The sequence below is a fragment of the Chroococcidiopsis sp. TS-821 genome (assembly GCF_002939305.1).
Classification (GTDB): domain Bacteria; phylum Cyanobacteriota; class Cyanobacteriia; order Cyanobacteriales; family Chroococcidiopsidaceae; genus Chroogloeocystis.
The window spans coordinates 151538-175346 of the sequence record NZ_MVDI01000005.1 but is presented as its reverse complement, the minus strand read 5'-3'; the positions used below and the strand labels follow the sequence as shown (position 1 = coordinate 175346).

The window sequence follows — 23809 nt, the reverse complement described above, 5'->3', positions numbered from 1 at the left end:
ATTTGGGATCTTCGATCGAGTAAGGGAAGATTTTGTGAGTAGGGCGGCGAATCAGCAATTAAACTCTCCCCAACCAAGGCGGTTATTGGTGACTGGGGGTGCAGGCTTTATTGGCGCCAATTTTGTGCATCACTGGTGTCATACTTATCCTCGCGATCGCGTAGTTGTTCTAGATGCCTTAACTTATGCAGGCAATCGCAGTAATTTAGCAAGTTGGGAGGGAAATGAAAATTTTCGCTTTGTCCGAGGAGATATTTGCGATCGCGCGCTTGTAGACCAACTTTTACAAACTGAAGCGATTGATACCATTGCACATTTTGCTGCTGAATCGCATGTAGACCGTTCTATTTTAGGACCTGCTGCGTTTGTCCAAACTAACGTCGTTGGGACTTTCACGCTGCTCGAAGCATTTTTACAACACTGGCGAACTCAGAAACAACCAGATCATTACCGCTTTCTTCACGTTTCTACTGATGAGGTTTATGGGAGTTTGCATCCTAACGATCCTGCATTTACCGAAAAAACTCCTTATGCACCTAATAGCCCTTATTCGGCTTCTAAAGCTGGTAGCGATCACTTAGTACGTGCCTACTATCATACTTATCAGCTACCAACAATCATCACTAATTGCTCGAATAACTACGGTCCCTATCAGTTTCCTGAGAAGCTTATTCCTTTAATGTGCATCAATTGTTTGCTTGGTAAACAACTACCTGTCTATGGCGATGGGCAAAATATCCGTGATTGGCTGTATGTAGGCGATCACTGTACGGCTTTAAGCATTGTTATTCATCAAGGTTTACCAGGAGAAACTTATAACATTGGTGGCAATAATGAAGTTAAAAATATTGACTTAGTGCAAATGTTATGCGACCTTATGGATGAACTAGCCGTTGATTTGCCAGTCCGTCCGGCGCGCGAACTCATCACTTTTGTCAAAGATCGACCAGGACACGATCGCCGTTATGCAATTGATGCAACTAAAATTAAAACTCAACTTGGTTGGACACCTGCAGTAACTGTTGTTGAAGGATTGCGTCTTACAGTCGAATGGTATCTTACCCACCGCGATTGGTGGAAACCTTTACTGTCTGACCAGTATCAAGAATACTACCATAAAGTTTATCTTTCTTAGTATTAGAGCTAGACAGTAGCATTTTATAAAAAATTCTTAGTTTCTATTAGTAAGACTTTTCTTACAAAGTCTTAATTTTTAATTTACAATTTCTATACCACGAACTACTCAAAAAAGGGAATCATAAAAATGTAAGTATCTTGATGTCAGTTTTTCACTGATTAGCAAGGATAAACTTAAGGCTAGCTTGGCTTATTGAGCGTATTTATATTAACTACTGAACCGCAACTATTTAAGAAGCTTAATTAGCATAGTTAGTTTGGGAATTAGTAATGTTTACTAAAACTTTTGAGCGAAAAGTAGAAAAAGCTGCTCTCGGCGAGATGCTAGTCCGTAAAGGCTTAATTTCTCAAGAGAAACTAAAATCTCTCTTAGTTGAACAACAGCGTAGCCAAAAACAACTTGGACAAATATTATTAGAAAAAAAATTAGTGTCGCAAGAAACGCTTGAGCGAGTTTTAGCAGAGCAACAGATTAAGCTTGGTCAATTACTCATTCAAGAAAAATTGATTTCTCTCAATGACCTAGAGCGATTTTTGCAGGAGCAGCAGTACAACAAGAAACCTTTGGGCAAATTATTGGTTGAGAAATGCGCGATCTCGCAGCAATGCTTAGATCGGATTTTAGAAAAACAATACTGGCAAAAAAAAGGTTTTTGGTTGATTTAGTACTCAATGGAAGCTACATAAGGTAATGTCTCTGGGTTTTTGTTCTGTTCTAAATTTCACTTAATTGCTACAGCTATTTGAACAAACTATCATATTCAAGTTCTCCTTAACTGCTAATTTATGATGTTGGGGAGAGCCTTTTTGCTAAGCATGTTAAGGATTTGTGCGACAAAAGGAATAAACTTAATCAGATTCTTGATAGAATTTACCAATAAGTTGCAAGTTTCGATGATGCTTGCCAATAGGAACTCACAGCTAAGGCGCGATCGCAGTGACTCAGCAGCAATATTGCAGCAAAACTAAGGTATGACAGAAGTATCAAACTGGAAAAGCAGATCGCCGCTGTTCGGCTTAATTGCCAGCATCGGAGTATTAATGATTTGTCTGTTTGTCAGTATTGCTTTGGGTGCAGCCGACATTTCACTCAGAACAATTTATGAGGCGATCGCTGTTTTTGATGGTTCAACCGAACATCTGATTATTCGCACAGTGCGCATACCGCGATCGCTACTCGCAATTCTTGTGGGTGCGGCGACAGCAATCGCGGGTGCAATCATGCAAGGGATTAGCCGTAATCCTTTAGCCGATCCGGAAATTTTAGGAATCAACGCGGGTGCGGCGATCGCTGTTGTTGTGGCAATTTTTATTTTTGGAACTTCCGAACCGAGTTTTTACGTATGGTGTGCGTTTCTCGGCGCGGGCGCAAGTGCGGTGAGCGTTTACCTCCTTGGTTCGCTGGGGCGTGGAGGAATTACACCACTCAATCTCACAATCGCAGGTGCAGCAATTGCAGCTTTACTTTCCGCACTGACAACGGGCATCTTAATTATTAGCCAACGCACGCTCGATGAAATTCGCTTTTGGTTAGCAGGTTCAGTTGCCGGTCGCGATTATACAATTATTGCGCAAGTGTTGCCTTATATCGTCATTGGTTTAGTGCTCGCGCTTGCTTTAGCACAACAAATCAATATTCTCAACTTAGGTGAAGATGTAGCAAAAGGTTTGGGACAAAAGACAGCTTGGGTCAAAATTACGGCAGCAGTAGCGGTATTGTTGTTAGCAGGTAGTGCAGTCGCCGCCGCAGGACCAATTGGATTCGTTGGCTTAGTTGTTCCTCATATTGTCCGCTTGCTGATTGGGGTAGATTATCGTTGGATTTTGCCTTATAGTGCGGTGTTTGGTGCCATTCTCCTGCTTGCTTCGGATGTCATTGCGCGACTGATTATTCGACCGCAAGAATTGCCCGTAGGAATTGTAACAGCATTAGTAGGCGCGCCCTTCTTTGTTTATCTTGCTCGGAAGAAAGTTAGTAAATGAAGCAAAATACATTACAATTTCGTTCGCGATCGCTACCGCTATCATTTCGCATTAAGCAGCGCGTTTTGACTGTGTTGCTACTGTTGTTACTTGTAACGCTGATCGCAATGGTTGCTAGCGTTGCGCACGGGGAATATCCGATTCCACCCCTTGCAGTTGTTCAAACTGTGTTAGGGCTAGGAGACAACTCTGACTATGCATTTGTTATTAATACGCTGCGATTACCGAGGACGTTAGTTGCGAGTTTAGTGGGACTTGCTTTAGCAATCTCTGGTGCAATTATGCAGGGAATTACGCGTAACCCCCTCGCCGATCCTGGAATCATTGGCGTTAATGCTGGTGCGAGTTTAGCGGCGGTAAGTTTAATTGTCTTATTTCCTGGCGTTCCTGTCGGATTCTTGCCAATCTCTGCTTTTGGCGGTGCTTTGGCAGTTGCGTTGCTCATTTACTTTTTGGCATGGGAAGGAGGTAGTTCGCCATTACGGTTAATTTTAATTGGTGTCGGGATGGCAACGGTCATTGGGGCTTGCACAAGCGTGCTGATTACATTTGGCGAGATCAACAGCGTCAGTCAAGCGTTAGTGTGGTTAGCAGGAAGTGTTTACGGACGTAGTTGGGAGCAGGTTTTTGCCTTTTTACCTTGGCTATCAGTATTTGCACCGCTAGCTTTGGTTAAAACTCGACAACTCAACGCTTTAGCTTTAGGTGATGAGCTGGCGACAGGATTAGGCTGTCATGTTGAATGGCAACGCGGTTGGTTATTGCTGATTAGTACTGCACTGGCTGGGGCTGCGGTAGCAACAGCAGGCGCGATTGGTTTTGTGGGTTTGATGGCTCCGCATATGGCGCGTCAGTTAGTCGGTGGGAGTCACGGCGGGCTACTTCCCGTTGCTGGAGTGATGGGAGCGATGCTGGTGGTTGTCGCAGATCTCATCGGACGTACGCTCTTTGCGCCGATTGAAATTCCTTGTGGAATCGTCACTGCAGTTATTGGCGCGCCTTATTTTATTTATTTGTTGGTGCAGCAGCGTGGTAAGTAATTATACTATCTAGGCTCTTTTGCGCGTGGTTGCATTTGTTGAGAAGCTGACGCGGTAGTCATTGATACTGATTGTAATGACTGTGCAGTTGATTGAGCGATCGAGGGTTGACTTGCAGAATTAATTAATGCGCGATCGTGTAATAGCAAACGCAAACCGCCAAGCTTATCGTAGTTAGATGCGATCGCTAAAAACGCACCACCCAAAATATAAATCGGCAATGGTAGCGAAAACTGCTTCATCCATTGAAAAAGCTCAGCGAGAGCAAATAAAAGTACAAAGCAAGCTAGCCAAACCTTCATGATTCACACCTGTCTATTTTTGATAACTAGCAGAATACTTGATTTTTGCTAAAAGATGTGCAGGGAGTCAACAATAAATAAGAATACTGCTCTGAGGTTTGAAACATGACTAGCAGTGTCACTTTCATCAATTATATAGCGAGTCTATTCTAGTTGAGATTTACCCTCAAAGCTGTCAATAGTTATAGGACTTACGCAAAAACTCTCTAAAACTTCTACTCCTTCGCGTCTATGTATCCTTGATGGTTCGTTTTTCATGCTCTTGTGCAAGTCCTGAGTTAAAGGCGATTCACCAGTGACCATTAACTATTAGCCGCCTTAATGAGGAAAGGCAATCAGACTCTCGAAGCGTGGAAGCTAAACTAAAACTTGAGATTTCAATCGATGAGCGCGTTTTATGCAACCACCGACACCAGATAAACAACGCATAGAAGAACTACGGCAATTGCTACAAAAAGCAAGTTATGCCTACTATGTGTTAGATAATCCGATTATGGAGGATGCTGTCTACGACCAGCTTTACCGCGAATTGCAACAGCTAGAAACGCAGTATCCGCAGTTAATTACACCAGACAGCCCAACACAGCGCGTCGGGGAAAAACCAGCAACTCAATTTTTCTCAGTACGCCATAACGTACCGCTGTATAGTTTAGAAAATGCGTTTAATATTGATGAATTGAAAGTTTGGCAAGAACGCTGGAAGCGTCACGCCCCAAAGGTAGAGTCCGCAGAGTACGTATGCGAACTGAAGATCGATGGTTCGGCTTTAGCTTTAACTTATGAAAATGGCATTCTTGTACGCGGGGCGACGCGCGGTGATGGAATTGTAGGAGAAGACATTACGCAAAACGTGCGGACAATTCGCTCAATTCCCTTACGCTTGAATTTAGAAAATCCCCCTAGTCGCGTGGAAGTGCGCGGTGAGGCTTTTTTACCCTTAGAAGTATTTCAACAAATTAATCAAGAACGGCGTAATGCAGGAGAACAGTTATTTGCTAATCCGCGCAATGCAGCTGCTGGAACGTTACGTCAACTCGATTCGCGAATTGTAGCACAGCGCAGACTCGATTTTTTTGCTTATACGCTGCATATTCCAGGAATGGATGATGCGAGTATTGCCCGCACGCAATGGGAGGCGTTGGAATTATTGCAGAAGATGGGCTTTCGAGTCAATCCTAATCGCGAACTGTGTTCTTCAATTGAAGAAGTTGCAGCTTATTACAAATATTGGGATACAGAGCGGCTGAATTTACCATATATGACCGATGGTGTCGTTGTCAAAATCAACTCGTTTGCGCTGCAAGAACAATTGGGCTTTACGCAAAAGTTTCCGCGTTGGGCGATCGCGCTTAAGTATCCAGCCGAAGAAGCCCCGACTCGCGTTGAAAATATTGCAGTCAATGTCGGGAGAACGGGCGCGTTGACGCCACTCGCTGAAATGCGTCCTGTAGAATTAGCGGGAACTACGGTATCGCGCGCGACATTGCATAATAGCGATCGCGTTGCGCAACTTGACATTCGCGTTGGCGATACGGTGATTGTACGCAAAGCTGGAGAAATTATTCCGGAAGTGGTGCGTGTTTTAAAAGAATTACGCCCTGACAATACCGTACCTTTTCAAATGCCAACACATTGTCCAGTATGCAATCAACCTGTGATTCGTCCTGAAGGTGAAGCAGTAACGCGGTGCGTGAATGCTTCGTGTCCCGCAATTCTCAAGGGGGCGATTGAACATTGGGTAAGCCGCGATGCAATGGATATTAATGGTATGGGTGAAAAGTTAGTACAACAATTAGTACACCGCGAATTGGTACATTCGGTTGCTGATTTGTACGAGTTAACTGCAATTCAGTTGCAGTCATTAGAACGCATGGGGAAAAAATCGGCGGAAAAATTAGTGCAGGCGATCGCGCACTCAAAATCACAACCTTGGTCAAGGGTATTATACGGACTTGGTATTCGTCATGTTGGTAGTGTAAATGCACAAACTTTAACGCAGCATTTTCCAACTGTCGAAAAGTTAGCCGCAGCTACTCCCGAAGATATCGCCGCTGTGTATGGTATTGGTACAGAAATTGCGCAATCGGTGTATCAGTGGTTCCGCATTCCAGCAAATCAAGTCTTAATCGAACGGCTGCAAGCTGCTGGTTTACAATTAGCCCAAGAAGAAACATCAGCCGTTGTGGCGAGTCCTCTTAGTGGTAAAACTTTTGTAATTACAGGAACATTGCCTACTTTAAAACGCGATGAGGCTAAAGCTTTGATTCAAAATGCTGGTGGAAAGGTGACAGAGTCTGTGAGTAAAAAAACTGATTATGTTGTTGTCGGAGAAGCTGCTGGTTCTAAGTTGGAGAAGGCACAGCAATTAGGTATTCCTTGTTTGTCTGAGGAAGAATTTTTGAATTTATTAAAATTGAATACCGATCGCCTCAATTAATAGCAATGAAAGTAAAAGTTTGTTCCATAATTAGCTTTTAGCCTGACCCCCTGCTATTTGGAGTCGGAGGTATGAGTTAAGAAGGATCGTAACTTTGAATGCGATCGCTCTGAAGATAGAGGTGAGGTTTTGCTGCGTTTGGATATAAAGTTCTGCAAGCTTGAAGTGGTAGTAAGCTGTGAAAATTTTATTTGTGGAGTTGTTAGGGGGAATTGGGGATCTGATTATTGCGCTACCTGCTATTAAAGCGCTGGCTCTGACTTATCCTCAATCTCAGGTTACAGTTCTAACTTTTCCTCCTTATGGCGAACTACTCAAAGCAGACCCTCTGATTTATGAGGTTGTTTATGCTCAAAAGGGTGAAGTGCGTCAAGCGATCGCCCAAATGCTAGCGCAACAGCATTTTGATATTGTTGTTTCTGATACTAACTACGGTGGAATTGCAGATATCATTCGTGAGAGTGGCGCGCAACGTACTGTGACAAATCTATGGCGCAACCCTCCTGACGATCAGTTGGTGGGCGATCGCTTTTTGCAAATTCTGCAACAAGAGGGCTTAATTGCACCGGAGGTGATTTCTGAAGTCAAGCCATTGATTTACTTGCTAGAAGCTGAAATAGCGCAAGCTAAACGAACGTTTGGTGCGGCATACCGCCCGATTGTTTTTTTGATTCCTGATGCGGGAATGCAAATTAAGCGCTGGTCGAAAGTCAATTTTGTGACAGTCGCCCAAGCCTTACAGCAGCAGTATAACGCGACAATTGTTGTTGCAGGAGGAGATGAATTTGCCTGTGAAATTGCTCAAGAAATCGGTGAAAGCACCCGCGTTTGGCAGCGGGGAACTTTGCGCGAATTGGCAGCAGGTTTAGCCCAAGCCGATTTGGCAATTGCTGTTGATACAGGACCTGCAAGAATTGCAGCAGCGCTGGATGTGCCTACAATTACGTTATTTGGTCCATCTTGGCACGGGCGCTACGGTCAACCGACACCTCATGTCAATCTACAAGGTTATCTTGATTGCAGCGAGCGAAATATTGCTAATTTCACCGAACAAAGTTGCTGGTATAGTGGGATTTGTCCGTTTGAGTGGGATAGCTGTACGCAAGAAATTACGCCGCAACAAGTCTTGAGTGCAGCCGCAGTGTTATTACAAAAACAGCGATCGCCGCTGACACTACCAGTAAATCGAGAAATTACCAACCAATGGCAAAATCTTCGCAACATTTTGGTAATGCGACTCGATAATATTGGCGATGTGATTATGACTAGCCCTGTCCTTCGCAGTATCAAAGAAAACCTCCCGCAAGCAAAGTTGACTTTGATGGTAAGTCCTGCTGGGGCGTCAACTGCACCGCTTTTACCTTGGGTAGATGAAGTCATACCTTGGCGCGTCGTTTGGCAAGATTTGGGACGCTTGGATTTCGATCCGGCTAGAGAGTGGGAAATGATTGAGATGTTGCGTCAAAGGCAGTTTGATGCGGCAATTATCTTAACAAGTTTTAGCCAAAGTCCTTATCCAGCGGCTTTAGCGTGTTATCTAGCAGGTATCCCCTTACGCTTGGGCGAATCGAAAGAGTCAGGGTTGGGGATTTTAACTAATTCTATCACTCCTGCACCGGATGAAATTCACCAAGTCGAGCGCAATTTACGTTTGATTGAATCGGTAGGGTTTCAAGTCAGCGATCGCCGTTTAAGCTTACACATTTGCGATCCTGCACCGTTTCCTTATCCTTACATTCTGCTGAACCCTTGGACAAGTTGTGAGTCGCGTAACTACGATACACAACGCTTTGCGATCGCCGCGCGTCAACTTGCTGAAATCACAAAATTACCAATCGTTGTGACAGGAACATCTAAAGATAGCGATCGCGCTCATCCGCTACTCGACATTTTAGGCGATTGGGCGATTAATAGAATTGGTGCAACAAGTTTATCAGAATTTGCTGCGGCGATCGCTCATGCTCGACTCGTTTTAACGAATAATACTTCAGCTATGCACATCGCTGATGCTACGAATACTCCTAGCGTGGTTCTCTTTGCGGGAACCGAACTCGAATGTCAATGGCAACCTCGTTATGCAGCAGTAAAAATTTTGCGTCGTCCAACAGTCTGTAATCCTTGTTATACCTTTAGTTGCCCGTATGAATTAGAGTGTTTGGATATTTCACCCACCCAAATTGTGGCTGCGGGATTAGAACTGCTGAGTCGATGACTAAAATTACGCTGATTACTGGTGCTTATCAAAGCGATCGCTGTGGTATTGCTCATTACAGTATGTGTTTGCGCCGCGAACTCGCTCAATACGGCGTTGAGTCGATTGTTCTTACTACCAAAGTTGCAGCACCTGCGGATGAAACTGATGTCAGGGGAGTTGTCAAAGACTGGGGATTAACGCAATTATTGCCGCTAGTACAGGCTATCATCGCAACACCAACAGACCTGTTGCACATTCAACACGCCGCCGGAACATACAGCTTTGAACGGGCGATTTTCCTATTACCTCTTCTGTTGCGAATTTGCGGCTACCGAAAACCGATTGTGACGACAGTACACGAGTATGGCTGGTGGGAATGGCAACCCCCGATTATTCCTCCTCAAATGATGGAATGGCTGAAAGTATGGGGACAAAAGCAGCGATGGTGGGATCGCGAAGATGGTTTTTTATTAACTGGTAGCGATGCAATTATTACTACCAACGCCGCAGCAGAAAAGGTGATTCTCCAACGCTTACCGCACTATGCAAACCGTTTACATCGAATCGCGATCGCGGCAAATATTGAAGTCGCGCCGATTGACCGCCAACAAGCAAAGCAGCAACTACGGCAACATTATAATTGGTCGTCAGATGCTTTAGTTATTGCCTTTTTCGGTTTTCTGCATCCTGTCAAAGGCATTGAGTATCTCTTATCAGCCTTCGCAAAAGTTGTCGTGCAAAATCCGCACGTTAGGCTGATCTTAATCGGCGGTGTGGAAAGTCTCGCGTTACCGGAAGCACAAGCAAAGCAGTATTGGAATAAGTTACAAGGACTCATAACTCAACTGAACCTTGTTCGCCAAGTAGCGATGACAGGATACGTTGAGACGAAATCAGCGTCTTATTCCCTATCAGGTGCTGATATAGGAGTTTTACCGTTTAATCATGGTGTAACGCTCAAAAGCGGCTCGTTACTCGCAATGCTGGCGCATGGTTTACCCACGATCGCGACTCGCGCGACTCCTCCCGATCCTGATTTGTCGGATGAGATACTAGAATTTATACCCACGCGCGATGTGGAAGCATTGACAGAAGCTTTACTTAAACTCGTTTGCAATCCGCAATTGCGCGATCGCCTCAGTACGACAGGTCGCCTTTTTGCCCATCGCTTTAGTTGGTCTTTTATTGTCAAACAACATCTCGATATTTATCAAATGCTACAAGCTAGTTTTGCAAACTGAAAATAAGTTTGTTCTTAATCGGCTAACATTGTAAGCCCTTTGCTAGGACTTTTGCGGGTGTTTGAGTAAAGTTTAATGTAAAACACTCTTACAACTCATACCGTTTTACTTTGAAGTGGCTAAAAAGAGGCAGCTTCAGCAGCAGAAGGGCTTTAGGAGCAGAGGAGATAATTATAGTTCTCATTTAGTAGAATGGTATCAAATGATGATTATAGTATTTTATACATCAGAAAAGTCTATATATACGTAATATATCAAAGCAGGTAAAAGTAATTTATAAACCTTTGGATAGTTGCAATTAAAATTAGCTTTTTAAAAGGCTTATTATTTAGGGATTTCTTTATATTTTTTTGCAATCCTCTACGTAATAACACTACACATAAATAAAATTGTTATTAGAATAGGTAAAAGGCTGTTTTATACAAACAAAAGTATTAATTGATTCATAAATATGACGCAGATATACCTATAGTAGATATTGAATAATAAAAAAGAAAATTAAACGCGCCACTCCCACAAATATTTAGTGTAAGAAAATACGAAGAAAATTCGAATCTTTTAATTAATAGACGTGCAGTGAATACTAAATTTTCTGTTAATACAACACAGTTTATTCAAGTTGCGCGTAACGTTGCTAATACGGTAACTGAACTTTTAAATGCGCAGGCGATCGTTATCAATCAAAATAATATTATCATCGCTAGCAATGAATTAGAGCGAGTAGGTAAGATTCTCGACCGCACCGCTCAACCAAATGATTATATAAGCGTTCCTTTATACTGCAAAACTGAGGTAGGTGAAGTCATTGTTGGACAATCATTTAGCGGAGAAACTGTATCGCCACGTCTAGCAAAAGCCTTAATAGAATTAGTCATTAATCAGGCAACAGTCCTGAATCATCAATCAAATAAGCAAGTACTAAAGAATCAGTTTATTTATGACTTACTTCACGGTCAAATTGTCGATGAAACAGAAATTCTGCGTCAGGCAAAACTGTTAGGACTTAATTTAATACCTCCGCGCGCGGTCATTTTAATCAATGTTGGCGATCGCACAGAAACTGAATTGCATCAACACCGACTCGCGCAACTAGTAATTAGTAGTGTTGTCAGCTTTTTTCATTTGCCCGACGATACAATTTGTGCCCATTTAGGTGATGGCGAAGTCGCAGTTTTAAAAGCCAGCGACACAAAGAATTTAGGTAGTTGGGCAGAAAATGGCAAAAATACCGAATCGATCAACGCTGTATGGGCAAACTTAACCGCGCTTAAACGTGCAGGTGACTCGCTGTTATTGCGTTTGCGTAATGATACAGGCGCAGCTGTCAGTATTGGGATTGGTCGCTATCATCCTGGTATTCTGGGTTTAGCGCGGTCTTACCAAGACGCGCGAATGGCGCTTTCACTAGGTCATCATTTTAACGGTAATAATCAAGTTTATTGCTTGGATCGTTTAGGAATTGCGGCATTTATTGGTATAGCTGACGAACAAACAAAAGTAGAACTCGCCAAGCATTTACTCACACCGCTAGACTCTGAACCAGAATTACTGATGACGATCGAAACATTTTTCGAGAAAAACTGTAGTTTCTCTGCAACCGCAAAACAACTTTCGATTCATCGCAACACGTTGAATTACCGCCTCGATAAATTAACTTCGCTAACAGGCTTAGATCCCCGCTGTTTCGATCATGCTGTACAAATTCGGTTGGCACTGCTACTAAGGAAACTTCAAGGGTATAACACTATGGATAAATAGAAATAATTTGGTAATGGGTAATGGGTAATAGGTAATAGATGTTTTTTGACAATGACCAATGACCAGTTACCAGCATAGATGAATAAGTATCATTATGAAATCAGCTACATTTAATGGCGATCGCCCACTTCGAGTCGTTGTTTACACAGATTCAGCAGGAATTGGTGGCGCAGAAATCAGCTTGAGTCACTTAGTGGCGACGGTAGCAGATAATATTGACATCGTTATTCTAGGGACATCTCAAGTTGTCGTTGACGCGATCGCCCAAAAACGCCCTCAAGCCGAAAAATATGTTATCCCTGGTACAAGATATGCACTACCTGCACATTTAGCGGCATTTTTAGCTATCCATCCTGATGTGGTGCATATTAATCTTTGTACGCCTTGGGCAGGTGCGATCGCACAATTTGCTGCACTCATGCTACCTCATACACGAGTAGTGAGAGTCGATCAACTACCGTTGCGAACTACAGATTTGCTGACGTGGTGGCGAACGCGGGTACTTTGTTTGCGAGTGGATGCTAGCGTTGCTGTTGGTGAAGCAAGTGCAAGATTACTTGAAGATTTCTACGCCCTCGGTCGTCATAGTGTGCTTTCGATTCCGAATGGCGTTCCTGATACTATACATATTCCCACCAAGACTGAAGAGATAACAATTGGTAGCGTGGGGCGGTTGGATGCAATGAAGGGTTACGATGTACTGCTACGCGCGATCGCGTTGGTGGATGGCGTGAAATTAGTCATTATCGGTGAAGGTGGCGAACGAACAGCATTAGAAAAATTGGCGATTGATTTACAAATCGGCGATCGCGTCGAGTTCGTCGGTTGGTTAGATAACCCCCGTCCCTATTTATCACAATTTGATATTTATGTCCAACCATCACGATCGGAAGGCTTCCCCCTAGCGATTGTAGAAGCGATGCTAGCGATGCTTCCTGTAGTCGCAACTCGTGTTGGTAGCGTTGCAGAAGCTGTAAGGGATGGTGAAACTGGATTTTTAGTGAATAAAAATGATGTTGCTGGCTTGGCGGCGGCGCTGTGTCGTCTGCGAGATAATAGCGAATTACGCTTGGATTTTGGGCAAAAAGGTAGAGCGATCGCGCAAGCTTCTTTTACTGTAGAACATATGACACGTAGCTACGAACATCTCTGGCACAAGCTAGTCAGTCAACCACAGGCTTCTCGGCTATTTGTTCCGCGTCCTAAAGATTAGTTGGTACTATCTAAAGCACGAGTTTTATTCTGGTAGCCAATTCTTATCCTGTAACTGTTCTACTGAGTAAGGACAAGGTTCGGCAAATAAATCTATTCTTAATTTTGTTTCTTTGCTTGCCCATTCTTTAGCCTCTTGATAAGCTTCAGGAATAAATTCAGCCACTCGTTTTTCTAACGATTTTTGCTGCTTAAACAACTTGGCAATTCGATTGCGGCTATTGTTGATTGATGCCTCCCAGCTACCATTACGTTTATCTGGTTGATATTCCCACTTAAGAAGGTGCGCGAGTAGTACTATTAAATAGCTTTCTAACTCTCGCTCATTGCTTTTGTTCAATCCTTCTAACTCCTCAACCAGATGAGGAACATCAATTTCATGCCAGCGAGCATGCTGTAAACTATGTATTTGACGAGCCAACCACGCATCGTAGTCAGTATCGTAATCTGGCCTATGATTTGCTTCACCAAACTGAATCGATTGCATAATTTAGCCCTAGTAGAAATCCGCGAAAGGATACTAACTTACTACTAATATTAGACAGATCTTGAAGAAAGTGGCGTGGAAGGTTGCTCGTCAAAACCAACATACATTTTATCCATCAATAACGAGTAAGACAAGGAAGTATTTCAGAACATTTTTTTAACTCACAACTTTGATTGGGCATTTGTCTAAATAATTGCTGCTTTAAGAACTTAATAATTGTGCATTTGCACAATGTATAACCTGGTTGAGTTCTCTAAGATGGTTTGACATACAGAGGCAAGAAAGCTTATGAGTGTGAGCGATCGCATTGGCAATCCATCGCGAGTAGCAATAGTACGTAGTTTACCAGGACTGGGCGATCTCCTTTGCGCTGTACCAGCTTTTAGAGCGTTGCGAACTGCGTTACCAGAAGCGGAAATTACTCTGATTGGCTTACCTTGGGCGCAAAGCTTTGTGCGCCGCTTCGATTGCTACTTAGATGCATGGTTAGCGTTTCCTGGCTATCCAGGAATTCCCGAAGGATGGCATTCGCCGCAACGCACTCATGATGGTTTAGCACAACTGCAAGCGCAAGCATTTGATTTGGCACTTCAGATGCATGGTAGTGGAATTGTCATTAATTCATTTACTGTGCTATTAGGTGCAAAAGTCAACGCTGGATTTTTCTTGCCAGAACATTATTGCCCCGATCCTCAACGATTTTTAGCTTATCCAGAATCCGCGCCAGAAGTTAGACGACATCTGCAATTGATGGAATTTTTAGGTGTACCGTTACAAGGCGAACACTTAGAATTTCCACTGTTAAAGTCAGACTGGTGGGAATTACAGCAAATTCCTGAAACTCGTTTTTTGTTACCAGGGAAATATGTCTGCGTTCATCCTGGCGCGAGTGTCAGCGATCGCCGTTGGTCGCCTGTGGCTTTTGCGCGTGTTGCTGACGCCATAAGCGAAATGGGGTTTGAAGTTGTTCTAACTGGAACCGCCGCAGAAGCAGATTTGACTCAAACGGTTGCTGGGTTGATGCAGAAGTCTGCAATTAACTTAGCAGGACAAACAAGTTTAGGCGCGTTAGCCGCATTACTCAAAAATGCGGCTTTGTTGGCGTGCAACGATACGGGAGTTTCGCATTTAGCCGCTGCTTTAGAAGTCAACAGTGTTGTGATTTTCACAAATTCTGACCCCAAACGCTGGTCGCCGTTAAATCGCGATCGCCACCGAGTTATCGTGCCTTCTACGGCTGATACTGTAGCGGCTGTCATAGCTGAAGTACAAGACCTTTTGCACCGCGAGGTCGCCTATGCAAATTGATTGGCAAAAGGTCAAGCGTTTACTCGTTGTCGTTGTTGGCGATCTGGCGGTGATGCCTGCATTGCATAAGTTAAGGATAGCTTACCCTGCGATGACTTTACTGATAACAAACAAAGACTTAGCTGACACGATTGGGTTACGCACTATTTTCTATACAACAAATTGGCAAAATGTAACCAAAGAAACAGAATTAATCAAAAAAATATACACTCTTCAATTTGATGCCGCAATTATTTTTACCGATCGCTTTGAGTCTCCTTATCTATTAGCCTATCTGTGTTATTTAGCCGGAATTCCAATCCGTGTAGGGCAATCAAAAGAATTTGGCGGTAGCGTTTTGTCGCATTGGGTCAAACCACCTTTAGAAGATTTACCAAAAATCGACCCTCATCTTTATTTATTAGATGCTGTTGGCTTTCCATCTACAGTAGCCCCTGACCTCCGATCCCTGACCCCTAACCTCTAAGCAATGCGAATCTTCACTTGGCATATTCATGGCAGCTATCTTTACTATCTCACGCAGGCAAACCATGAATTTTATTTACCAGTATTACCTGGCAAACCTGAAGGCTATGGCGGACGTTTACCTGGCTTTGCGTGGGGAGATAACGTACATGACGTTCCGGCGCAGGAAGTGCGTCATTTAGATTTTGACTGTATCTTGTTTCAGTCGCGCAAAAATTACTTGCACGATCAATACGAAATTTTGTCGCAGTCACAGCAACAGTTACCTTGCCTTTATTTAGAACACGATCCGCCGCAGGAACACCCAACGAATACCAAACATATCGTTGACGATCCAAATGCGTTGTTAATTCACGTTACCGATTTTAATCGCTTAATGTGGGATAACGGGCGATCGCCAAGTCGCACTATCGAGCATGGTGTGGTTGTACCTGAAAATATTAGTTACAGCGGAGAACTCGCGAAAGGTTTGGTTGTCACCAACGATTTGCGCAGGCGCGGACGCCGATTGGGAGTTGATATTTTTACGCAAGTCCGCGACTCGATACCTTTAGATTTAGTCGGGATGGATGCTGAATCTTTAGGTGGATTAGGCGAAGTTCCGCACGCACAGTTACCAGCTTTTGCTTCTCAATATCGCTTTTTCTTTCACCCTGTACGCTATACAAGTTTAGGCTTAGCCGTCTGCGAAGCGATGATGCTGGGTTTACCTATCGTTGGTCTAGCAACGACGGAATTAGTCACAGTTGTCGAAAACGGAGTTTCAGGTTATGTCGATACGAATATCGATCGCTTGATGGCACGGATGCAAGAACTGATTGCCAATCCAGATTTAGCACATCGCCTAAGTGCGGGTGCAAAAAAACAAGCGCAACAACGCTTTAATATCCAACGGTTTATCCGTGATTGGGATGCAGCATTTTTATCGGTTGTGGAACGTTTATCAATCGCTTAAGTTGATTCAATGACGAAACGCATTGCCCTAATTAGCGAACACGCCACTCCTTTAGGTATCTTTGGCGGAGCCGATAGTGGCGGTCAAAATGTTTACGTCGGTCAGGTGGCAAAACACTTAGCTGCACTTGGCTACAGCGTTGATGTGTTGACACGACGCGATCGCCCCCAGTTACCGGAAATCGTCGAGTGGCATAACGGCGTGAGAATCGTCCACATTACCGCCGGTGCTACTCAGGTGATGCCGAAAGAGGCGTTGCTACCGTACATGGGAGAATTTACCATGGCGGCGATCGCGTTTATGGATCGCCACTGGAATTATGACTTGATTCATGCCAATTTCTGGATGTCAGCGCTAGTCGCGGCGGAAATTAAGCGACAAAAAGGTATTCCGTTTGTCGTGACGTTTCATGCATTAGGGCGCGTCCGTCGTTTTTATCAAGGCGATGCGGATAAGTTTCCTGACGATCGCTTTGCAATTGAAGACCGCATCGTGCGCGAAGCTGACAAGATTATTGCCGAGTGTCCCCAAGACCGCGAAGATTTACTGACTCTCTATCACGCCGATCCGAACAAGATTGAGGTAATTCCTTGTGGAGTCGATCGTGGAGAATTTTGGCAAATCGAGCGATCGCAAGCGCGGTTGGTTTTGGGTTTACCTGTTAATGAACGGATTGTCTTGCAACTCGGTCGTTTAGTACCGCGTAAAGGCGTTGATAATGCAATTTGCGGCTTTGCTCATTTAGTGAAACAGCATGGAATCGCAGCACGGTTATTGATTGTCGGCGGCGAGTCGCAGACTCCTAACCCACAAATAACGCCAGAAATTGCCCGCTTGAGTGCGATCGCGTCTTCGTTGGGGATCGGCGATCGCGTTACCTTTTTTGGCAATCGGGGGCGCGAGATTCTCAAATATTTCTACAGCGCAGCGGATGTCTTTGTCACAACTCCTTGGTACGAACCGTTTGGTATTACTCCCCTAGAGGCGATGGCGTGCGGGACTCCAGCAATTGGGTCAAACGTTGGTGGAATTAAGTTTACGGTTAAAGATGGCGAAACGGGGTATTTAGTAGCACCGAATCAACCGGAAATGTTGGGCGATCGCTTGGCGTTTTTGTTTCAAAATCCAGCGTTGTTACAACTACTCGGTAGACAAGCAATTCGTCACGTCGAAGGGCGTTTTACTTGGGAAAAAGTCACGAGTGAAATCGCGGCGTTATACGAATCGGTCTTGGCAGGTAGTCGGCAATGCGAGAGTAGTTTTAATGAGTTGGCGATCGTGGAAAGCAGTTTTAATGAAGCAATTCAAGCTTTCCAAGCGGCAAAAACGGCATTAAGTCCCGCGATTATTTTAGCAGCAAAACAGTTAAGTCATTGCTTCGCGCAAGGCAACAAAGTTTTGATTTGCGGTAACGGCGGGAGTGCAGCAGAAGCACAACACCTTGCGGCAGAATTTGTCGGGCGGTTTCGGTGTGCGTATCGCGCTGGATTACCTGCGATCGCCTTGACGGCTGATACAGCATTAGTCACAGCGTGGTCGAATGATGTCGGGTATGAAGATGTGTTTGCGCGACAGGTGAAAACTTTTGCGCAACCTGGCGATGTTTTGATTGGTATTAGTACCAGCGGGCGATCGCGCAATCTTGTTCAGGCGTTTCACGCCGCACGTCAGCAGAATATTCACTGTATTGCGCTGATTGGTGGTAGTGGTGGCGAACTTTTAGACCTGGCGAATACGGCAATTCTAGTTCCCGCAAGCGATCCGCAACGCATTCAAGAAGTGCAATTAATGGTTTTGCATTTGCTGTGCGAATTGGTCGAAGGGCAGTTATTAGCTGTACCGCTGTCAGTAAGCGAAATTCAAGAACAGGAAAGGGAGTTGGTGGGGTAAGGGGTAATAGGTATTTTCGACAATGACCAATTACCAATTACCAGAGTACTTACAAACGACTAACAGGAGATGAATTATGCAAAAAGTGGCGATTGTTACAGGTGGCGGACGGGGTTTAGGCGAAGCGATTTGTCATGCTTTGGCTGATGCGGGAATAACTACAGTTGTTGCTGATATTCGCGTGGAATTAGCTGAAAAAGTAGCGCAAGATTTGCGGCAAAACGGTAAGGATGCGATCGCTGTATCGTTGGATGTTGCTGATAGCGAACAAGTCGCAACGGTGACGGATAAAGTAATTTCGCAGTATGGCAAAGTTGATGTTTTGGTGAACAATGCAGGGATCGATTTAACGGTTCCACTTGAGGAAATGCCTGTACAAGAATGGAATCGCATTCTTGGTGTTAATCTCACTGGACCGTTTTTGATGTCGCAGGCTGTGTTTCCCACGATGAAATCGCAGGGAGGTGGTTATATTGTTAACATTACTTCGACTGCGGCTAAGCGAGCGTGGGCAAATGCTTCGGCGTATCATGCGAGTAAGTGGGGTTTGTTGGGGTTTTCGCACGCGTTGCACGTTGAGGGAAGACCGCACAATATCAAAGTGACGGCGGTGGTTGCGGGGGGAATGCAGACTCCGTTTTTGACGGAACGTTTTCCAGATATTGATATGACGACTTTGCAAGATCCCAAGAATGTGGCTCAGACTGTTTTGTATTTGCTGATGCAACCGGCTGAGACGGTGATTGCTGAGATTATGGTTTTACCGATGAAGGAGAGTTCTTGGCCTTAGTGAAGCACAAAGGAAGGAGGAGTGTGAAGGCGGTTTTTTTGGATAAGGATGGGACTTTGATTGAGGATGTTCCTTACAATGTCGATCCGCTGAAGATTCGGCTGTGTGCGGGTGCAGTGGAGGGGGTGCAAAGGTTGGCGGCGGCTGGTTATGAACTTTTTATTGTGACGAATCAGTCGGGTGTGGCGCGGGGGTATTTTTCTGAAAGTGCTTTGGTAGCAGTGGAAAAACATTTACGGCGGGTGTTGGGTGATTTTGGCGTGGCGATTTCGGGATTTTATTACTGTCCGCATCATCCGCAGGGAATTGTTGAAGAATTTGCGATTGATTGCGATTGTCGCAAACCGCGTCCTGGGTTACTCAAAAAAGCCGCGCAGGAAAACCACATTGATTTATTGCAATCTTGGTTTGTGGGAGACATTCTCAATGATGTGGAAGCAGGTAATATTGCGGGGTGTCGCACTATCTTGATTGATAACGGTAATGAAACCGAATGGCAATTATCTCGGCAAAGATTACCGCATCATATTGTGAAAGATTTAACTGCCGCTGCCAAGGTGATTACAGCACTTGATTAAATTTATAAAGTTAAAAATATGATTGCTGAAAATTATCTCGATCGCTGGGCGAACTTGCGAGTTTTGGTGTTGGGTGAAGCGATGTTGGATTGTTACGTAGAAGGTACAACGCATCGTCTTTGTCGCGAAGCGCCTGTTCCCATTGTGGATATGGGCGATCGCTTGGATGTCCCTGGAGGTGCGGCAAATACCGCAGCTAATTTGAATCGTTTAGGCGCAAATACGATCTTGCTTTCGGTTGTCGGTGATGATGACGAAGGAAATCGCCTCAAAGCAACACTACAGCATCAAGGCATTTCAACGCAATATTTGGTGACATCGCCACATAGAAAGACTTTACTCAAACAGCGCATTACTTCAGATTCGCAGTTACTTTTAAGATGCGATCGCGGTAGTACAGAAAGTATTGATTTTGATATAGAACAAAAATTAATTGATAATTTGCATCATCTTTTTCCTAGCTGTGATGCTATCGTTATTTCAGATTATGGCGGAGGAATTGTTACACCGCGAATCGTTCAAACTTTAGCTCAACTTCAGAAAACTTATCCGCGTATTTTTACGGTTGATTCTAAGCAATTAAATCAATTTAGCGCGATTAATATAACAGCAATTAAACCAAACTATCAACAAGCAATTCAACTTCTTGCGCTACCAGCTTTACAAGGCGAAGTACGAATTCAACAAATTGTAGATAATGGAGCAAGCTTACTAAAATTAGTTAATACTCGAATTGCTGCTGTCACTCTAGACGCCGAAGGAACGGTTGTTTTTGAGCGCAATAAGTCCCCCTACCTCATTCCTTCTCAACCAGCGCGGAACAGTCAAACAACGGGCGCAGGAGATACATTTGTTGCTGGTTTAACCTTAGCTTTAGCAAGCGGTACAGAAGTTGAAATTGCTACGTCGATTGCTGCTGCGGCGGCGGCGATTGTTGTCACTCAACCAGGAACGACAACTTGTAGTTTAGCCGCTTTACATCAGTCACTTTCTGGTAATAAAAAAATAGTTTATAGTCGCAAAATCTTAGCAAGTTTAATCCAAGAACTACAACACAAAAAAATTGTATTCACGAATGGCTGTTTTGATATATTACATCGCGGTCACGTAACTTATTTGAGTGAAGCAAAAAACTTAGGCGATATTTTGCTTATTGGCGTCAATAGTGATGAAAGTATTCGTCAACTCAAAGGTGAAAATCGTCCGGTGAATTGTTTAAGCGATCGCTTGGCAATTCTCTCTGCTTTAGAAAGTGTCGATTATGTCATTCCTTTTTCCGAATCAACACCGCGCGAACTTATTGAAATTGTACGTCCTGATATTTACGTTAAAGGTGGAGATTATACGCCAGAAATGTTACCGGAAGTTCCTTTAGTGGAATCATTAGGTGGCAAAGTAGAAATCCTTCCTTATGTTAGTAATATTTCGACAACGGCGATTGTAAATCGGATTTATCAAACTTTCACGAAACAACCATCACATTAAATTGCCATGTATTCTACTTGGAATGACGCTAAAAAAATCTTGTGCGTGAGATTAGATACAATTGGCGACGTACTCATGACAACGCCTGCGATTAGTGCCTTGAAAAACTCGCAATGCGATCGCCATATTACTTTAATGACTTCAAGTGCAGGAAGTGCGATCGCGCCTTTATTAATTGATATTGATGATGTCATCGTTTATGATTCTCCTTGGTTAAAAGCAACTGCACCTCGGAAAAATAGCGAGCCAGAATATGCAATTATTAATTTATTGCGAGAACGCGATTTTGATGCAGCAGTAATCTTCACCGTTTACAGTCAAAATCCTTTACCAACGGCTTTTTTATGCTATATGGCGGGTATTCCATTGACGTTAGCGCATTGCCATGAAAATCCTTATCAACTTCTCACGCATTGGATTAAAGATCCCGAACCGGAACAATTTATCCGTCACGAAGTGCAACGCCAACTCGATCTAGTTGCTAGCGTTGGTAGTACCATTGCCGATCGACGCTTAAAGCTACGCATACCAGACGCCGCTAAAGTCACAATTCAATCGTTATTGCGAGAAATAGAAATTCATCAACAGCCTTGGGTTGTCATTCACCCAGGCGCATCTGCGGTTTCGCGCCGCTATCCTCCTGAAAGTTTTGCAATTGTCGCCGAAAAATTAGTTCGCGATTACGACATTCAAGTGGTTTTCACGGGAACCGAATCTGAAATCGAACTTGTTGAATTCATTCGCGGTAAGATGCGATCGCAATCGCATTCTTTCGTTAACCGTCTTAACTTAGGCGAACTTAGTGCTTTAATCGACGCAGCCCCTTTATTAATTTCCAACAATACTGCGCCTGTTCACATCGCCGCCGCAGTTGGTACGCCTGTTGTTGATTTATACGCTTTAACTAATCCACAACATACTCCTTGGCAAGTTCCTAATCGCGTTATCTTTCACGACGTTCCTTGTCGCATTTGTTATAAAAGTATTTGCCCCGAAGGACATCATCACTGTTTGCGCTTAGTAGAACCCGAAACTGTCATCAATGCAACCTTAGAACTACTATCTCCAAACACCTCAACATCTGTATCCAATTACCAGTTACCTATTACCAGCCGTTAGGCTAACTAACTGATGATTGATATTTTAATTCCTACTTATAACCGTCCAGCTGCTTTAGCCGTAACGCTGACAAGTCTTTGCGCGCAAACTTACCGCGATTTTCGCATAATTATTTCCGATCAAACTGAAGATCGAGATGCAATTCAAACTAAAGAAGTTCAAGCTGTAGTTCGAGTGCTTGAAAGTCACGGTCATCAAATCATTGTCTACAAAAATTTACCACGACGTGGTATCGCGCAACAACGTCAATTTCTTTTAGAGAAAGCAACTTCTCCCTATGTTCTTTATTTAGATGATGATGTTATTTGCGAGTCTTACGTTGTCCATAATTTATTAGTAGCGATCGCCGCAGAAAAATGCGGCTTTGTTGGTAATGCATTTATCGGGCTTAGCTTTCTTCACGATATTCGCTTGCACGAACAGCAAATTGAATTTTGGGATACTCCTGTAACACCAGAATTAGTAAAACCAAATACTCCTGCTTGGGAACGCTGGAAACTGCATAATGCTGCTAATTTATATCACATTCAACAACGCTTGCATATTACGTGCGATCGCCCGCGCAAATATCGCGTTGCTTGGATTGCAGGGTGCGTTTTGTATGACAGATTAAAACTACTTGATGTCGGCGGTTTTCGTTTTTGGCAAGAATTACCAACACAAGCTTGTGGCGAAGATGTACTCGCACAACTACGAGTCATGGCACGTTATGGTGGCTGTGGGGTATTGCCTTCAGGCGTTTATCATCAAGAATTACCGACGACGATGCGCGATCGCAGTGTCGATGCACCGCAGATTTTACCGATTACGAACGGTTAACTAGGGGTGAAGGCTGGTTCCAGCCACCAGAGAAAACAAAAGTTTCTAGCGGCTTACGAGTGCGCGGTGACATTTCTCGTTGCTGCAATTTATCTGACAAAGTTTGTGGATCTCCGAGATAACCTAATGCGATCGCGGCTACTGGTTCGTACCCTTCAGGAATACCGTAAATCTCCTTTGCTTTAGCAACGTCAAATCCTGCCATTTGGTGAATAAATAATCCTAGTGCAGTCGCTTGGATAGCTAAGGTTGCAGCCGCTGCACCAACATCGTGAAAAGCATGGCGATTCTCGTTGCCATTGCGCTCGAAATGCAATTTTGCTACACTCAGCATTAATACTGGGACATACTGTGCCCACTCTTGGTTTCCTTGGGCGAGAATACTCAGCAAGCGTTCAAATTCAACCTTGTTATCTGAAGTTGCAACGATAAAACTCCACGGTTGCTCGTTAAAAGAAGATGCTGCCCAGCTTGCGGCTTCTAGAACAGTGCGCAGCTTGTCAGGTTCAACCATCCGCGCGGAAAATGCTAACGGACTCCAACGCCGTCGCAGCAGGTCGTCAATTGGGTATTGAGTCTTAGCTGTTTTGTCGATCATCAAAGCGTTGT

Annotated in this window: 21 protein-coding genes and 1 pseudogene; 19 read left to right on the top strand and 3 right to left on the bottom strand. The window is 43.9% G+C overall.

The genetic code is table 11. The features are described from left to right. Positions 1 to 34 precede the first annotated feature (34 nt). The 4 genes from rfbB (at position 35) to B1A85_RS14940 (ending at position 4160) form a co-directional block, all read left to right on the top strand. Entirely contained in the window at positions 35 to 1135 is a 1101-nt protein-coding gene (gene rfbB, locus B1A85_RS14955; RefSeq protein ID WP_104547709.1) for a dTDP-glucose 4,6-dehydratase, read from the top strand. Positions 1136 to 1407: 272 nt separating this feature from the next. Next, positions 1408 to 1803 carry a hypothetical protein gene (locus B1A85_RS14950; RefSeq protein WP_104547708.1) on the top strand — a complete coding sequence of 132 codons (396 nt, stop codon included), beginning with the start codon at positions 1408 to 1410 and terminating at the stop codon, positions 1801 to 1803. 306 nt (positions 1804 to 2109) lie between these two features. Continuing rightward, positions 2110 to 3120 carry an iron ABC transporter permease gene (locus tag B1A85_RS14945; protein ID WP_104547707.1) on the top strand — a complete coding sequence of 337 codons (1011 nt, stop codon included), beginning with the start codon at positions 2110 to 2112 and terminating at the stop codon, positions 3118 to 3120. Continuing rightward, entirely contained in the window at positions 3117 to 4160 is a 1044-nt protein-coding gene (locus tag B1A85_RS14940) for an iron ABC transporter permease (protein ID WP_104547706.1), read from the top strand. The genes B1A85_RS14945 and B1A85_RS14940 overlap by 4 nt, the downstream gene beginning before the upstream one ends. A 5-nt stretch (positions 4161 to 4165) precedes the next feature. On the opposite strand, the gene B1A85_RS14935 is transcribed toward B1A85_RS14940, so the two are convergent. Continuing rightward, entirely contained in the window at positions 4166 to 4462 is a 297-nt protein-coding gene (locus tag B1A85_RS14935; protein ID WP_104547705.1) for a hypothetical protein, read from the bottom strand. 397 nt (positions 4463 to 4859) lie between these two features. Between B1A85_RS14935 and ligA the strand changes: the two genes are divergently transcribed. From ligA to B1A85_RS14910, 6 genes and pseudogenes are all read left to right on the top strand, one after another. Next, entirely contained in the window at positions 4860 to 6899 is a 2040-nt protein-coding gene (gene ligA / locus B1A85_RS14930; RefSeq protein ID WP_104547704.1) for an NAD-dependent DNA ligase LigA, read from the top strand. A gap of 385 nt (positions 6900 to 7284) precedes the next feature. After that, positions 7285 to 7869: pseudogene (locus B1A85_RS26190) on the top strand (glycosyltransferase family 9 protein); the annotation flags it as partial. Between the two features lie 261 nt (positions 7870 to 8130). Continuing rightward, on the top strand, positions 8131 to 9111 hold the full coding sequence (locus B1A85_RS26185; RefSeq protein WP_371681677.1) for a glycosyltransferase family 9 protein: 981 nt from the start codon (positions 8131 to 8133) through the stop codon (positions 9109 to 9111). Further along, a complete protein-coding gene (locus B1A85_RS14920; RefSeq protein WP_104547702.1) occupies positions 9108 to 10334 on the top strand; it encodes a glycosyltransferase in 1227 nt (408 codons plus the stop codon). The genes B1A85_RS26185 and B1A85_RS14920 overlap by 4 nt, the downstream gene beginning before the upstream one ends. Positions 10335 to 10910: 576 nt before the next feature. Further along, complete coding sequence (locus B1A85_RS14915) at positions 10911 to 12092, top strand: CdaR family transcriptional regulator (RefSeq protein ID WP_104547701.1); 1182 nt, start codon at positions 10911 to 10913, stop codon at positions 12090 to 12092. Positions 12093 to 12186: 94 nt separating this feature from the next. Then, entirely contained in the window at positions 12187 to 13305 is a 1119-nt protein-coding gene (locus B1A85_RS14910; protein ID WP_104547700.1) for a glycosyltransferase, read from the top strand. 24 nt (positions 13306 to 13329) lie between these two features. Here the strand turns inward: B1A85_RS14910 and B1A85_RS14905 are convergent, their stop codons facing one another. After that, complete coding sequence (locus B1A85_RS14905) at positions 13330 to 13791, bottom strand: DUF29 domain-containing protein (protein WP_104547699.1); 462 nt, start codon at positions 13789 to 13791, stop codon at positions 13330 to 13332. 288 nt (positions 13792 to 14079) lie between these two features. Here B1A85_RS14905 and B1A85_RS14900 point away from each other — a divergent pair, with 288 nt between their 5' ends. The 9 genes from B1A85_RS14900 to B1A85_RS14860 all read left to right on the top strand — a co-directional run bounded on the left by B1A85_RS14900 (position 14080) and on the right by B1A85_RS14860 (position 23200). Further along, on the top strand, positions 14080 to 15099 hold the full coding sequence (locus B1A85_RS14900; RefSeq protein ID WP_104547698.1) for a glycosyltransferase family 9 protein: 1020 nt from the start codon (positions 14080 to 14082) through the stop codon (positions 15097 to 15099). Beyond that, entirely contained in the window at positions 15089 to 15565 is a 477-nt protein-coding gene (locus tag B1A85_RS24655; RefSeq protein ID WP_104547697.1) for a glycosyltransferase family 9 protein, read from the top strand. Before B1A85_RS14900 ends, B1A85_RS24655 begins: the two co-directional genes overlap by 11 nt. Positions 15566 to 15568: 3 nt before the next feature. Beyond that, positions 15569 to 16519, top strand: coding sequence for a glycosyltransferase (locus B1A85_RS14890; RefSeq protein ID WP_104547696.1), 951 nt, complete (start codon positions 15569 to 15571; stop codon positions 16517 to 16519). A 9-nt stretch (positions 16520 to 16528) separates the two neighbouring features. Next, complete coding sequence (locus B1A85_RS14885) at positions 16529 to 18409, top strand: glycosyltransferase (protein ID WP_104547695.1); 1881 nt, start codon at positions 16529 to 16531, stop codon at positions 18407 to 18409. A 76-nt stretch (positions 18410 to 18485) separates the two neighbouring features. After that, entirely contained in the window at positions 18486 to 19199 is a 714-nt protein-coding gene (locus B1A85_RS14880; RefSeq protein ID WP_104547694.1) for an SDR family oxidoreductase, read from the top strand. A 23-nt stretch (positions 19200 to 19222) separates the two neighbouring features. Then, positions 19223 to 19777: an HAD-IIIA family hydrolase gene (locus B1A85_RS14875; RefSeq protein WP_104547693.1), complete on the top strand. Its 555-nt coding sequence runs from the start codon at positions 19223 to 19225 to the stop codon at positions 19775 to 19777. Positions 19778 to 19795: 18 nt separating this feature from the next. Then, positions 19796 to 21262 carry a D-glycero-beta-D-manno-heptose 1-phosphate adenylyltransferase gene (gene rfaE2, locus B1A85_RS14870; protein WP_104547692.1) on the top strand — a complete coding sequence of 489 codons (1467 nt, stop codon included), beginning with the start codon at positions 19796 to 19798 and terminating at the stop codon, positions 21260 to 21262. 6 nt (positions 21263 to 21268) lie between these two features. Then, the gene (locus tag B1A85_RS14865) at positions 21269 to 22381 is read left to right on the top strand and encodes a glycosyltransferase family 9 protein (RefSeq protein WP_104547691.1); all 1113 of its coding nucleotides are present in this window, start codon (positions 21269 to 21271) and stop codon (positions 22379 to 22381) included. A gap of 12 nt (positions 22382 to 22393) precedes the next feature. Then, complete coding sequence (locus tag B1A85_RS14860) at positions 22394 to 23200, top strand: glycosyltransferase family A protein (protein ID WP_210404475.1); 807 nt, start codon at positions 22394 to 22396, stop codon at positions 23198 to 23200. Here B1A85_RS14860 and B1A85_RS14855 read toward each other — a convergent pair. Next, positions 23187 to 23798 carry a nitroreductase family protein gene (locus tag B1A85_RS14855; protein WP_210404474.1) on the bottom strand — a complete coding sequence of 204 codons (612 nt, stop codon included), beginning with the start codon at positions 23796 to 23798 and terminating at the stop codon, positions 23187 to 23189. The two genes, B1A85_RS14860 and B1A85_RS14855, sit on opposite strands and share 14 nt — an antisense overlap. Positions 23799 to 23809: the final 11 nt, after the last annotated feature.